9 protein-coding genes are annotated in these 13,406 nt (G+C 63.7%); 2 read left to right on the top strand and 7 right to left on the bottom strand.

Annotated elements, in window-relative coordinates:
- Positions 1-66 precede the first annotated feature (66 nt).
- The 4 genes from ACPUD7_RS01610 to ACPUD7_RS01625 all read right to left on the bottom strand — a co-directional run bounded on the left by ACPUD7_RS01610 (position 67) and on the right by ACPUD7_RS01625 (position 4,124).
- Positions 67-720, bottom strand: coding sequence for a response regulator (locus ACPUD7_RS01610; protein ID WP_298415607.1), 654 nt, complete (start codon positions 718-720; stop codon positions 67-69).
- The gene (locus ACPUD7_RS01615) at positions 717-2,228 is read right to left on the bottom strand and encodes a sensor histidine kinase (RefSeq protein WP_425118910.1); all 1,512 of its coding nucleotides are present in this window, start codon (positions 2,226-2,228) and stop codon (positions 717-719) included. Before ACPUD7_RS01615 ends, ACPUD7_RS01610 begins: the two co-directional genes overlap by 4 nt.
- 20 nt (positions 2,229-2,248) lie before the next feature.
- Positions 2,249-2,812 carry a phosphatase PAP2 family protein gene (locus tag ACPUD7_RS01620; protein WP_425118911.1) on the bottom strand — a complete coding sequence of 188 codons (564 nt, stop codon included), beginning with the start codon at positions 2,810-2,812 and terminating at the stop codon, positions 2,249-2,251.
- Between the two features lie 283 nt (positions 2,813-3,095).
- Complete coding sequence (locus tag ACPUD7_RS01625) at positions 3,096-4,124, bottom strand: ABC transporter substrate-binding protein (protein ID WP_425118912.1); 1,029 nt, start codon at positions 4,122-4,124, stop codon at positions 3,096-3,098.
- Between the two features lie 135 nt (positions 4,125-4,259).
- On the opposite strand from ACPUD7_RS01625, the gene fepB reads away from it, so the two are divergent.
- Positions 4,260-5,291: a Fe2+-enterobactin ABC transporter substrate-binding protein gene (fepB, locus tag ACPUD7_RS01630; RefSeq protein WP_425118913.1), complete on the top strand. Its 1,032-nt coding sequence runs from the start codon at positions 4,260-4,262 to the stop codon at positions 5,289-5,291.
- Positions 5,292-5,434: 143 nt separating this feature from the next.
- On the opposite strand, the gene ACPUD7_RS01635 is transcribed toward fepB, so the two are convergent.
- Positions 5,435-6,703: an alpha-hydroxy acid oxidase gene (locus ACPUD7_RS01635; RefSeq protein ID WP_425118914.1), complete on the bottom strand. Its 1,269-nt coding sequence runs from the start codon at positions 6,701-6,703 to the stop codon at positions 5,435-5,437.
- Positions 6,704-6,791: 88 nt separating this feature from the next.
- Complete coding sequence (locus ACPUD7_RS01640; RefSeq protein ID WP_425118915.1) at positions 6,792-8,480, bottom strand: L-lactate permease; 1,689 nt, start codon at positions 8,478-8,480, stop codon at positions 6,792-6,794.
- Between the two features lie 239 nt (positions 8,481-8,719).
- Here ACPUD7_RS01640 and ACPUD7_RS01645 point away from each other — a divergent pair, with 239 nt between their 5' ends.
- Entirely contained in the window at positions 8,720-9,505 is a 786-nt protein-coding gene (locus ACPUD7_RS01645) for a FadR/GntR family transcriptional regulator (protein WP_425118916.1), read from the top strand.
- 81 nt (positions 9,506-9,586) lie between these two features.
- On the opposite strand, the gene ACPUD7_RS01650 is transcribed toward ACPUD7_RS01645, so the two are convergent.
- The gene (locus ACPUD7_RS01650; protein ID WP_425119066.1) at positions 9,587-13,246 is read right to left on the bottom strand and encodes an efflux RND transporter permease subunit; all 3,660 of its coding nucleotides are present in this window, start codon (positions 13,244-13,246) and stop codon (positions 9,587-9,589) included.
- Positions 13,247-13,406 lie beyond the last annotated feature (160 nt).

Genomic DNA, 13,406 nt, shown 5'->3' on the forward strand with positions numbered 1-13,406 from the left:
TATTAGGAATATCGCATTTCGATAGGCGGCTCAAAAGAACCACCGGTTCTCCGACTACGATGTCGATTAGGCTACGAGTCCCGAGCGGTATGCCAGGAGCGCCGCTTCGACCCGATTGCGTGCTCCGAGACTTCTCAGCATCTGGGTCACGTACCACTTGACAGTGCCGACGCTGAGGAAGAGTGCGTCGGCAATCTCGGCATTGGAGGCTCCTTCGGCGAGCTGGAGAAGGACCTCAGTCTCACGATCGTTGAGGCGGCGCACCCGACGCTGCGCATCGTCATCGACTCTCGAGGTCGTTCCGGCACGCTGAGCAAGTTGGGCCGCTACCTGCGGGGAGAAATAGGCTCCACCAGAGGCCGATGCGTGGATGGCGTGGGTGAGTTCGGCCGGTTCTCCTGCTTTGAGCACGAATCCGCTCACCCCAATGGACAAGGCCGCAGTGACGTAGTCGGACTCGCCGAAGGTGGTGAGCATGATGATTCCGATCTGAGGAAAGGCTTCAGCAATGTTTCTTGCTGCAGTGATGCCATCCATCACTGGCATTCTGATGTCAAGGAGGACGACATCGGGAACCACCTCGCGAACGACGGACAGCGCCTGCTTGCCGTCACCGGCCTCGCCCACTACGCGAGCAGATCCGGTCGTCTCCACGATGGTTCGAATCCCGGACCTGACCAAGGGTTCGTCGTCGACGAGCACCGCTCTGACCACTGTCATTGCTGGACTCCCGTCACGATGGTATCGATGGACACCAGTTCTCCGGAGGAGAAGCAGAGTCGGGCGAGATCTCCTGAGCGGTCTGAGAGCTGGTCAGCGGTGAGAGCATAGAACCGACATGTCGATCCGGGCGGAGCACCTTCATTGGCTCGCTGACGTTCCTCGTTGCTGATCAGCGTGTACTCCTCGTCCGGGAGTTCTCTTTGGGTCTGCGCAGTGGACATGCCGATCGACAGCGACTTGAGAACGTCTGCCGAGAGGAGCGATCGTTCAGCATGCCACCAATTGTTGAGCACAACTGCGCCGATGACCAGGCAGAGGGCAGCCAAGGGCAGAGCCGCTGCTATGGCCAGCCGTTTGTTCCCACGCATGCGGGCGGCGCCCAGTTCGACCGATGGATCATCGTCCGACCCAAGGGGCGTCGAGTTCGCCTGGGGCTCGTGATCCCGCGCCGGTGCGGTCAACGGCAGTGAGAGTCTCAGTTCATGCTGATCGGTCTCGATGATTTGATCCAGGTCTCCGCCCTGTGCCTCGACGGCCGATTTCAGCGAGGAGATACCGGTTCCGGCACCGAGAGTTCGGTGGGTGGAGTCTGTGGGCATGTCGTTGTCCATCGACATCAGCAACTGTGCGGAGTCGAAGCCGAGATTGATGCCGACGACCTGACCAGGAGCGTGTTTGAGAGCGTTCGTCAGTCCCTCTCTGAGAACCTTGCCGACCAGCGAGCCGGCAGGGAACTCATCGAGCTGTTCGCGATCACCAACGGTGATCGTGACACGAGTCCCGGCTGATTCCGCTTCGGCGAGTAGCTCGGCCGCTGTTTGTTTCTCCGTACCTTTGCCCAAAGTGCCCGACGGCTCGGGGAGGTCATCGCCAGCGGAGCTCAGAGATGTCGACACCGGGCTGGTCGGTGCCGGGGCTCCGTCCCGTAGGATCTCCACCGTGTGAGCTAAGGTAGACACGCTCTCGCGCAGTCGTCGATTCATGTCGGCAAGGGCCTTCCGCTGCTTCTCGGTGAGGGAATCATCGAGAGACAACGCATTGATCTGGACCGAGGTGAGACTGAGCTGATGACCGAGCTCATCGTGCAACTCCTCGGCGATCCGTCTCTTCTCCTCGCTGTAAGCCGATTCGATGGCGTTGCGGCGGGCAATGGAGCGAGCCTGCACAGCGGATTCGGCTGATTTCATCGCAAGACCGCGAATCATCCATCCCCGAGTGAGGGCGTAGGGCAGCAGTCCGGTGACAATGACCAGAACCGTCCAATTGAGCAGATAGTTGCTCGGCAGATCGAGGACGACAGTGAACAGCAGACTTCCGGCCGTGACGATCGAACCTCCGATGAGCACCGAATTGCTGCGCGAGAGCACTGTTCCTAGCGCGATGCCAATGACCATGGTGAGGAAGGCCCACCCGGAAGAGGCCCACAGGAGGCTTGCCGAGGCTGCGACCACGAACGCGCAAACCGCTTCGAGGACGAAGTTGGGTTCGATCCGCAGGCGTCTCATACCTCCATTGTCGCAGGAGCTCACCGAGTCGCACGGGGTTCGTGGTGGACCACAGAGACGATGCGGTCGGCCAGCGGGGTGAGGGCTCGTTGGAGCAGCAGTACGGTCAAGGCCACGACAATGATACCTATGAGTCCGCCGACCACGACGTCGTGGACGAAGTGTTCATGCGAGAGCACCCTCCCGGTCGCTGTGATGAGAGCCAGAGGCACCGCTACGATCCAGAGCCGGCGAGATCCGACGATCACAGCCAGGGCGAGACCGAACGCGATCACGGCGTGGTTAGAGGGAAAAGACCAGTCATCGAGGGGAGGACATTCCGGACTGGGCATATCGAGGTGGCAAGGGCGAGGCTGTCGGACGAGCATCTTGAGGACTTCGCTGAGCAGATAGGAGAGTACAGAACCCGCACCGGCCGCGGCGAGCGCGGCCAAGGCTCCGGGCCTGCGGCGTACCACGGCCAGAATGACGAATACTGCGCAAAGAACGCCGAGAGCAATGATGCTCAGTTGGGACGTCAGATCGGAGAGTTCAAGGACACGGGCGGAATCGGCAGCGGTCGATGCAGAGATGGTGTGATTCATTCCCGCAGATTAGAAGCCAGGGCCTGGTCTGCGGACCCGCTGATGGTCGGGAACCACCCAACTAAAGTTGGGTTGATGACCGCACCGTAGTTTCCGCAGACGAAATTCTCCCTGAAGGATTACGACAAGTTAGTGAGACGGGAGCAATCTCACCAACTTGTCATGTCCCAGGTCAGCGTTGTGCGATCCTGACAAGTGCAGCGAGATCCTACAACCGACGGCCCCGGAAAACCGGGGCCGTCAGTGGTGCCAGGGGCCGTTCATTCGGCTGAGGATCGGCCGATCATTCGCCGAGGTGGTCCTCCAGATCGTCGAGAATCTGACCGGCCCCGGTCGGGCCGAGTCCGAGGAACCACACATCATCATTGACGCGGATGGCCTTGCCGTCCTTGACCGCATCGAGGCCCTTCCACTGGCTCGACTCCAGCGCCTTCTTCTCTCCGGTGGCTTCCGGATCGCCGTAGCTCGTATAGAAGACATAGTCGCCGCCGGCCTGATCGAGGTTCTCCGGTGAGATCTCGACGGCGAGTTCGTCGACGTCCTGATTCTTCGGTCGCTTGAACCCGGCGTCATGGAGGATGACGCCGATGAGCGACTGGTTCGCGTACAGGCGCAGGCGATCAGGCATGAAGCGCACGAGCGAGATCGTCGGGTCGCCGTCGACGGAGTCCTTGAGCTCTCCAGCCTCGCGAGCGTACTCCTCAAGCTCCTTCGTCGTCTCGTCTTCCATGCCCATCGCCTCACCCACGAGGCGGAAGTTCTCCTTCCACGGGAAACCGGGACGGATCGAGAACACCGTCGGAGCAATGGAGTCGAGTTCGTCATAGAGTTTGTCGGCGCGCAGCTGGCTGCCGAGGATGAGGTCAGGTTCGAGTGAGGCGATCTTCTCGAGATCAAGCTCCTGAATCGTGCCGACCGTCTCGACTCCCTTGACCTGGTCTTCGAGATAGCTCGGCACCGGGCTGGCGCCTTCGGTCGTCACCATGCCGACGGGTGTGATGCCCAGCGACAGGACATCGTCGAGCTCTCCCGTGTCGAGGACGACGACGCGCTCGGGCTTCTTCTCGATCTCCGTCGTGCCATTCGCATGCTTGACCGTCCGCGGGAAGACCCCGGCCTCGGCATCGCTGCCGAGCTTCGCAGTCTCCTCATCAGCAGTGCCGAAGGCCTCGCCTCCTGTCGCAACATCTTTGTTTCCGGCGTCCCCGTCGGCGCCCTTGTCACCCTCGGCGGCACAGCCGACAGCGAGCAGGGCAATGGTCAGAGCTGAGGCGGCCACAGCAACCGCCCGATTCTTCAGAGTCGATTTCACGAAGATGAGCCTACCCTAAGTGGATACTTCGCTCGACACGCCGCACCTTCCGCTGAATCGCACCACGAATGCAGTTTCCCGGGCCTACTTAGGTTAGGCTCATCTTCGCAAGCGAACATTCTCGAAAGGTCCCCTATGTCCCGCGTCAAACCCGGCAGCACACGCGTATTTGCCGCAGTCACCCTCGCCACCGCTCTCAGCCTCAGCGCCTGCGGCGGGTCCGGCTCTTCCGACTCCGGCGATGGCGACACCGCCGCCGACGGTCAATGGCCCCTGACGATCACGGACGACGCCGGCCACGAAGTGATCATCGACGAAGCTCCCGAATCGATCGTCTCCACCTCGGTGACTCTCACCGGCAGCCTCCTCGCCGTCGACGCACCGGTCACCGCCTCCGGGGCCACCATGCCCAATTCCCCCGTTGCCGACGATCAAGGCTTCTTCACGCAGTGGAGCGACGTCGCGAAGGAGAAGGACGTCAAGGCCCTCTACCAGGGCGACCCCGATGTCGAGGCCGTACTCGCCGAGGAACCTGACCTCATTGTGGTCTCGAAGACCGGCCAGGACTCAGCGAACGCCATCTACGATCAGCTCAGCGACATCGCTCCGACCGTCGTCATCGACTACGGCGACAAGGACTGGCAGGAGGTCACCACCAAGCTCGGTGAGATCACCGGCCACGAGGATGAGGCGAAGAAGGTCAACGACGAGTTCGGTTCCCGCGCCGAGGAGGTCAAGTCCGCCATCGACGCCCCGAAGCAGCCGGTCACCGGCATGATCTTCAACGAGAAGGCCAAGGGCGGAGGATCCGGGGCCAGCGCGAACATCTGGACCCCGGAATCCGCTCAAGGCAAGCTCCTCCAAGAGGTCGGCTTCGAACTCGCCGAGGTCCCCGAAGGCACGGCCGGCCAAGGCGAAATGGGCAAACGTGCCGATATCGTCGAAGTCACCGGTGAGAACCTGTCGAAGGCCGTCACCGGCGAATCCGTGTTCCTGTTCAACGCGAACGAGAAGACCGCCGCGTCGTACGCGAAGAACTCGCTGGTCGAGAGCACACCGGCGGTGAAGAACGATGCCGTCTACCCGATGGGCCTCGACTCATTCCGCCTCGACTACTACTCCGCCACGAACGTCCTCGACCGCATCGAGGACGAATTCGGCAAGTGATCACCTGAACCCGAAACGGACGGCCGGCAACGACGATACTTCTCGCTGCCGGCCGTCCGTTCTCTGCCTATGGAGCCATCTGGGCGACCCCGGCGGGGCCGCCTCGGTGGTCGGATCGACCTCCGCGGGGCCGCCTCGGCGAATCAGCCCTTGGCCGGGCGGGAGCTGATGATCTCCGCGCGCTCTTCGCGGTTGAATTGACGCAGCTGGGTCACATGGGACGGGTTGAGATCGGAGACATCGGCGACCTGGAGCAGGCGCATGGTGCGCTCGACCTGCTCGCCGAGGATCTCGATCGTCCGGTCCACTCCTGCTCGACCGCCGGCCATGAGGCCGAAGAGGTAGGCGCGGCCGATGAGCGTGAAGTCCGCGCCCAGCGCCAACGACGCGACGATGTCGGCGCCGTTGCGGATTCCGGTGTCGATGATGATCTCCACGTCCTTGCCGATCTCGCGAGCCACCTCGGGGAGGAGTTCGAAGGGCACGGGCGCGCGATCGAGCTGGCGCCCGCCGTGGTTGGACAGGACGATCGAATCGACGCCGAGGTCGGCGAGCTTTTTCGCATCCTCGAGCGTCTGCACGCCCTTGACGGAGAATTTGCCGGGCCACATGGCGCGGATCTCGGCGAGGTCATCGAAGTTGATGGAGGGGTCCATCGCCGAATCGAGGAGCTCGCCGACGGTGCCGCCGGTCTCCGACAGGGACGCGAACTCGAGCTTCGGGGTGGTCAGGAAGTCCCACCACCACCAGGGACGAGGGATGGCGTTGAGGATCGTCTGCGGGGTCAGCTGCGGCGGAATGGAGAAGCCGTTGCGCGTATCGCGCAGTCGGGCACCGGCGACGGGAGCGTCGACGGTGAAGAAGAGAGTGTCGAACCCGGCGTTCTTCGCCCGCTCGACGAGGCCGTAGGAGATGTCGCGCTGCTTCATCACATAGAGCTGGAACCAATTGCGCCCGTGCGGGTTGGTCTTCTTGACGTCCTCGATCGACGTCGTGCCCAGCGTCGAGAGCGTGAACGGGATGCCCGCAGCCCCCGCGGCGCCGGCGCCGGCGGTCTCACCCTCGGTCTGCATGAGTCGGGTGAAGCCGGTCGGCGCGATGCCGAAGGGCATGGCCGAGCTGCCGCCCATGATCTGGGTCGAGGTGTCGACGTTCGTGACGTCCTTGAGGATCGAGGGGTGGAACTCGATATCGCGGAAGGACTGGACCGAGCGCTCCATCGAGATCTCACCCTCGGCGGCCCCATCCGTGTAGTCGAACGCCGCGGCCGGGGTCCGGCGCTTCGCGATCTTGCGCAGGTCCTCGATCGTCAGCGCATTCTCCAAGCGACGCTTCTTCGGGTCGAGTTCGAACTTCTTGAACTTCATCAGCTCGAAGATCTCGGCCGGCTGAGGAATCTGCCTCTTGACCATGTTTTTCGCTCCTTTGATTAGGCGGTGGTTGAGAAGTGGGTGGTGGCTGGTGCGGGTGGTCCGATCGGCAAGACGGCGCCGCGCGGATTCAGGAGCCGGGGACCATCCAGGACAGCACCGTCGACTGGAGTCCGACGAGCAGACACATGGCGACGAGCATGCCCAGGGACCAGCCGATGACGCGGCGGAGGATCGAGGCCTCCTTGCCGAGCAGACCGACGGCGGTGGCCGCGATGGTGAGGTTCTGCGGGCTGACCATCTTGCCGAGGACGCCGCCGGAGCTGTTGGCGCCGACGAGCAGCAGCGGGTTGAGCCCGGCCTCGTGTGCGGCGGTCTGCTGCAGGGTCGCGAACAGTGCGTTCGCCGAGGTGTCCGAACCGGTCACAGCAGTGCCCAGCCAGCCGAGGATCGGCGAGAGGAAGGCGAAGAAGGCTCCGGTGCCGGCGATCCAGGTTCCGATGGTGATCGTCTGGCCCGAGAGGTTCATGACATAGGCCAGCGCGAGAACGGAGCCGACGGTGAGGATCGAGAACTTCATCTTCACGACGTTGACGATGAAGACATCGACGGCGTCCTTCGCCGACATCTTGTACACGATCGCGACGATGATGCCGGAAATGAGCAGCAGGGTGCCAGGGGAAGACAGCCATTGGAAGTTGTAGACCGTGCTCGTCGAGACTTCGCCGGCGGCGTTGCGGATGTTCCCATCCAGTCCGGGCCAGGGGATCTTCACATCGGTCGAGGCCAGCCAGTTGTTGATTACCGGCACGAGTTTGGCCACGGAGAAGATGACGATGACGAGCAGATAGGGAAAGAGCGCGAGGAAGACTCGGGACCCGGTCAGCGGCGCGGTCTCCTTCTTCACATCGGTGGCAACGGCAGCAGAGGCACCGCCGGCATCAGGAGCATCGGCGCCTTCGTGTTCGCGCTCATCGGCCATGCGGTCGAGTGCGTCCTGACCGCCCTTCGGCTTCCAGAAGCGCAGCATGATGACGACGACTGCGAGGCCGACGAGGGAGGCGATGATGTCGGTGAGTTCGACGGAGAGGAACGTGGCGGAGACGTACTGGGCGAGGCCGAAGGCGATGCCCACGACGAGGGCAAGCGGCCAGATCTGCTTCAGCCCGCGACGCCCGTCGACGAGCAGGACGAGGAAGAGCGGCACGACTGCGGCGAGGAACGGGGTCTGGTGACCGACCATGGCGCCGATGTCCTGGTAGTCGATTCCCGTCAGAGTGCCGGCGGTGATGATCGGGATGGCGATGGCGCCGAAGGCCACGGGCGCGGTGTTGGCAACGAGGACGACGACGGCCGCTCGCATAGCGGTGAAGCCGACGGCGACGAGCATGACACCGGTGATCGCCACCGGGGCACCGAATCCGGCGAGCGCTTCGAGGAGGCCGCCGAAGCAGAAGGCGACGATGATGGCCTGGATGCGCGGGTCATCGGAGATGACGTTGATGACCAGCCGCAAGTCCTCGAAGTGGCCCGAGCGCACGGTGAGTTCGTAGAGCCAGATCGCGGTGATGACGATCCACATGATCGGGAACAGTCCGAAGGCGACCCCCTGTGTCGCCGAGAGCGCGGCGAGTCCGACCGGCATTCCGTAGGCGGCGATCGCGACGATGAGAGCGACGCCGACGGCGGTCAGTCCGGCCCAATGGGCCTTCCATTTGAGTGCGCCGAGGGTGACGAAGATCGTCAGCAGCGGCAGGATCGCCAACAGGGACGACCACAGCAGGCTGTCGGCCACCGGTGCGATTTCAGGTGTGTACATGGCTTCTCCAGATCGGCCGGGCCTGCCCACATCGGGTCCGTTCCCCTGTGAACGCGCTCCGAACTCGAACGATTAGAATTTTCAGTATGGCCTTTATGAGGTCAGACCATTAATCTGAGCATAGGACGAGGGTGTGATCTGCGTCAACTGTTTTCTTCCGGCGGCGGTTCCGGTCGCATCCCCACGAGCAGGACGACGAGCAACGAGAGGCATGACATGATGGCGCGGTGGAGACGACCATGAACGATGACACGAACGAGGTCCGCCCGGAACAGACAGTCAGCGCCGAGGCGGCCGACGGTCCCGAATGGAAACCCGTGAACCGGGCGAGCACCTATGAGCTCGTCATCGATGCCGTCGAAGAGCAGATCATGGCCGGTTCGCTGGGGGTCGGAGATCCTCTGCCTGCCGAACGGGACCTGGCGACGAAGCTCGGCGTCAGTCGCGCCAGTGTGCGCGAGGCGCTGCGCGTGCTCGACAGCCTCGGCGTCGTCCGTTCCTCGGGCGGGTCCGGCCGCGGCGCCGGCACGTTCATCGCCGCGATGCCCTCGGCTGCACTCACCCGGTTCCTCCGCCTTCATGTGGCGCTCACGAACTTCAGCATCGACGACGTGACTGAGACGCGCATCCAGCTCGAACGCTCGAGCGCGGTCCTCGCGGCGACCCGTGCCGATAAGGACGCGCTGGCCGAGGTCAATGCGCAGCTGGCGATGATGGACACTCCCGGGATCAGCTTGGAGACTTTCAACGACGCGGACACCGCTTTCCACGTCGCCATCGCCCAGGCGGCGGGCAATCAGCTGTTCTCCGACCTCACCGGGGCCATCCGCACTTCTCTGCGGAAGTCGATCTTCTCCTCATTCAGCCGCGTCGACGACCAGCAGGCGCTGATGGCGAAGCTGCAGTCCCAGCATCACGGGATCATGGACGCCATCACTGCTGGTCGCGCCGAAGATGCCGCGGCTCTCACCGAAGAGCACATCCGCTTCGCCGCTTCACGCCTCCCCGGCCTCTCCGACACCTAACCCACCCCAATTGCTACCTGACGGCGGCCCAGCAACCTTGCGCGAGGTTGCTGGGCCGCCGTCAGGTAGCAATTGAGGGGTTCAGTGGTCGTTGGAGTGCAGGGCCACCTCGGAGGTCTCCTCTTCGATCCTCGCCTCGTCCTCCGCCTGTCGCTTGGCGCGCTTCTGCTCCTTGTGCGCCGCTCGGATCTCCTTGCGTCGTTCGACGAGGAGGTAGAGGGCGGGGACGAGGATGAGGGTGAGGACCGTCGATGAGGTGAGGCCACCGATGACGACGATGGCCAGCGGCTGCGAAATGAAGACTCCCCCACCGGTGAGACCCAGCGACATCGGCACGAGGGCAAAGATCGTCGCGGCAGCGGTCATGAGGATCGGGCGCAGGCGCAGCCTGGTGCCGTGGACGATCGCGTCCATGAGCTCCAAGCCGTCCTCACGCAGTTTGTTGATGAGGTCGATGAGCACGATCGCATTCGTCACGACGATGCCGATGAGCATGAGCAGACCGATGAGCGAGGGAATTCCCAAGGGGGTGCCGGTCGCCAGCAGGAGCAGCACGGCTCCGGTCGCGGCGAATGGGATCGACACCAGCAGGACGAGCGGCTGGACGAAGCTGCGGAAGGTCGCGATCATCACGAGGAACACGAGCACGATCGCCACAGCCATGGCCGCCCCGAGCTGGCCGAAGGACTCCGCCTGCTCCTGGCTGGCTCCGCCGACGTCGAAGCTGACGCCGTCGGGCAGATCCATGGTCCCGGTCAGTTCGGCGGCCGCAGCGGTGACCGTCTCCAACTGTCCGTCGCCCGGGGTCGCGAACACCGTGACCTTCCGATCCCCGTCGGCGCGGTCGATCGTGGCCGGAGTCTCGGCCCTCTTCACTTTAGCGATCTCATCGACGGTGATCGATTCGCCCTTGATGTCGGGAATGGCGGCCTGCTCATCGGCGAGGCGCTCTTCCTCATCCTGATTCTGCTCCTGTTCACGCTGGCCGTCGACGAGGTCATCGATCGCGTCGTTGGCTTCCTTAAGCCCTTTCTCCGCCTGGTCGACGCCCTCACGGGCCTGCTCCACCTGGTCGGCCGCCATTTCATCCGGGCTCGGCGCAGGAGGCGGATTCTCGGCATCTCGCAACGCTTTGCGGGCCTCTTCGAGCTGCTCGGCGGCATCGTCACGGGCTGTTCGGGCCGATTCGAGCTGCTCTGCCGATTCGTCGGCGGCCTCACGTTTGGCCTCGTCGGCGCGGGCTTCGGTCTTCTCCTCGACCCTGTCGGTGGCTTCTTCTTGCGCGTTCTGCGTCTGCACCTCGGTGACGGGCAGTTCGAGGGCGCGGATCTCGTCCGGGGTCGCATCCGGGTGGGTCGGGGCGAGGAAGATGTCGCGTTCCTTGCCTTCCAGCGTCAGCGTTCCCGCATCGGTGCCGTGCAGGGCTGCGGCGATGGCCTGGCCGACTTCGGCCTGATTGTAACCGTAGTCGGCGGCCTTCTCTCGGTCGACGTCGATTTCAATGACAGGCTGCTCGGCGGCGAGGTCGTTGCGGGCGGTTTGGACTCCGTCCGTGTCCGCCATCCTCTTCGTCACCTCGTCGGCGGCATTGTGCAGTGAACGCAAGTCGGTGCCCGAGAGTGTGACTTCGACGTCTTCGCTGACGGATCCGCCGGCGTCCTGGACGTCGATGTCTCCGGCGTCGTCTCCGAGGTCGTCGAGCTGGGCCCGGATGCGGTTCGTCGCGACCTCGGCCTCGGAATCCTCGACAAGGGTGATGTTGAACTGGTTCTCGGCTCCGGCTTCCGGACCGTTGACCGTCGTCGAGTACGTCTCGACGTCCGGGTCGTCGGCGAGGACGGCTTCGATGCGCTTCGCGGCCTTGTCTCCAGCCTCGAGAGAAGCGCCCGCAGGCAGGGTCTGAGTGATGTAGAGGGAGTTGGCTCCGGCCGAACCCAGAAGGTCGGTCTTGAGGAAAGTCGCTCCCATCATCGTGACGATGAAGATGACGACAGAGAAGATGATGGTCCGCCAGGGGTGGTGCAGTGCGGAGAGAATCGCGGGCAGGCTGCGCTGCTGGAGTCGGTCGACTCTGCCGGAAGCCTCTCCATCGCCTGGTGCCGGGGAGACAACGGGTTCGACGCTCACATCCGGCAGGAGGTCTTTGCCTTTGGGTGCTCGTTTGGCGTTCTTCTTCTGGATCGTTCTCTGGCGGCGTTCGGCACGCGCCACGGAGCGCCTGTGCTGCCTGGCGGCCCAGAGTTCAAAGCTGCGGTCGGTTGCGACCTGACGCTTGGGTGAGAGCGGTTTGGGGCTGCGGCGCAGCACCCAGTAGCTGAAGACCGGGACGATCGTCAACGCGACGATGAGGGAGGCGAGCAGCGCCAGGGAGACGGTGACGGAGAAAGGGCGGAAGAGCTGTCCGGCGATGCCGTCGACGAAGGCGATGGGCAGGAACACCGCGACGGTGGTCAGGGTCGAGGCTGTGATGGCTCCGGCGACCTGTCTGACGCTGGCCACGATGTCCTCAATCGTCAGGTCGGTCGTTCCCTGGCGCCTCCTGATGTTCTCGATGACGACAATGGAGTCGTCAACGACTCGTCCGACGGCGATCGTCAGGGCGCCTAAGGTGAGGATGTTGAGGGTGTAATCGCCGACCATCAGCCCGATCATCGCGATGAGCAGCGACATCGGGATCGAGATCGCGGCGACGATGGTCGAGCGGAAGGAGCCGAGGAAGGCGAGGATGACGAAGATCGCGAAGATCAGGCCGAGTCCGCCTTCGACGGAAAGGTCATGGATCGACTTCTCGATCTCCGGTGCCTGGTCGAAGATCGTGGAGAACTCCGTATCTTCTCCGAGCTTCGGGCCCACTCGATCCAGAGTGTCTGCGACCTTATGGGAGACGTCGACGACATTGGCGTCCTGGTCCTTGGTCACCGATACGGTCACGGAGTCCTTGCCGTCGGCGCGGGACAAGGAGGTCTTCTCGATCGAGTCGAGGTCGACGTCGGCGACATCGCCGAGCAGCACGGTGCCGTCTTGGGTGCGCAGCGGCGTCTTCTCGATCTGTTTGACGGCGTCGACCTCGGTGCCGACCTCGACGGCCATCGAGGTGTCGCCCTGGCTGCTGCGACCGGCGGGGACGACGGTGCCGGCGGCTTCGAGTTCATCGGGGACCGAGGATTCGACGACGTTCTTGTCCGCCACGTCCCTGGGCCGGAAGGCGATGCTCACCCGCTGCTCGTCCTGGCCGGTGACCTCAACGTTCGAGACACCGTCGAGGGCGCGCAGTTCGGGGACGAGGTCGGCTTCGAGCCGGTCGCCGAGCGTCTTCGGATCTCCACCGGAGACGGCGAACATCGACACCGGGACGTCGTCCATCTGATAGGACAGAACCTCGACCTCGGCGTCGTCGGGAAGGCTCGCCTTCGCCCCGTCGACGGCGGAGCGGATCGAGTCGGTCATCTTCTCGGAGTCCTTGCCGAAGGGCCAGGTCACCTCGGCGGTCATCATTCCCGACGAGGTGGAGGTGGTGACCGATTCGAGTTCGCCTATCCCTTCGAGCGCGGTCTCCACAGGTTTCGTCACGGTCTCCTCGACGACCTCGGGGGAGGCACCGGGGACGGTCGCCTGCACCGAAGTGCTGGGCAGATCGACCGAGGGCATCGTCTCCTGATTGAGCGAGGTCGTCGCGACGATGCCGAAGACGGCGATCACGAGGGTGAGCAGTCCGACGATGAGGCGGTTCTTCAGACTCATCCGGGTGATCAGGGACACGGGTTCCTCCGGGTTCGGGGGTTGAGAAGGCACGGTTCGGACACAGTCGTCATGTGGCGGCATTGCCGAGGCAATGGTGCCCAGCGGCAGAGCCGAGCACCGACGAAGGCAACGCAGTCAGTATTCCAAGCGAAACGCCTGA

The organism is Brevibacterium sp. FAM 24630 (assembly GCF_049804075.1).
Lineage (GTDB): Bacteria > Actinomycetota > Actinomycetes > Actinomycetales > Brevibacteriaceae > Brevibacterium.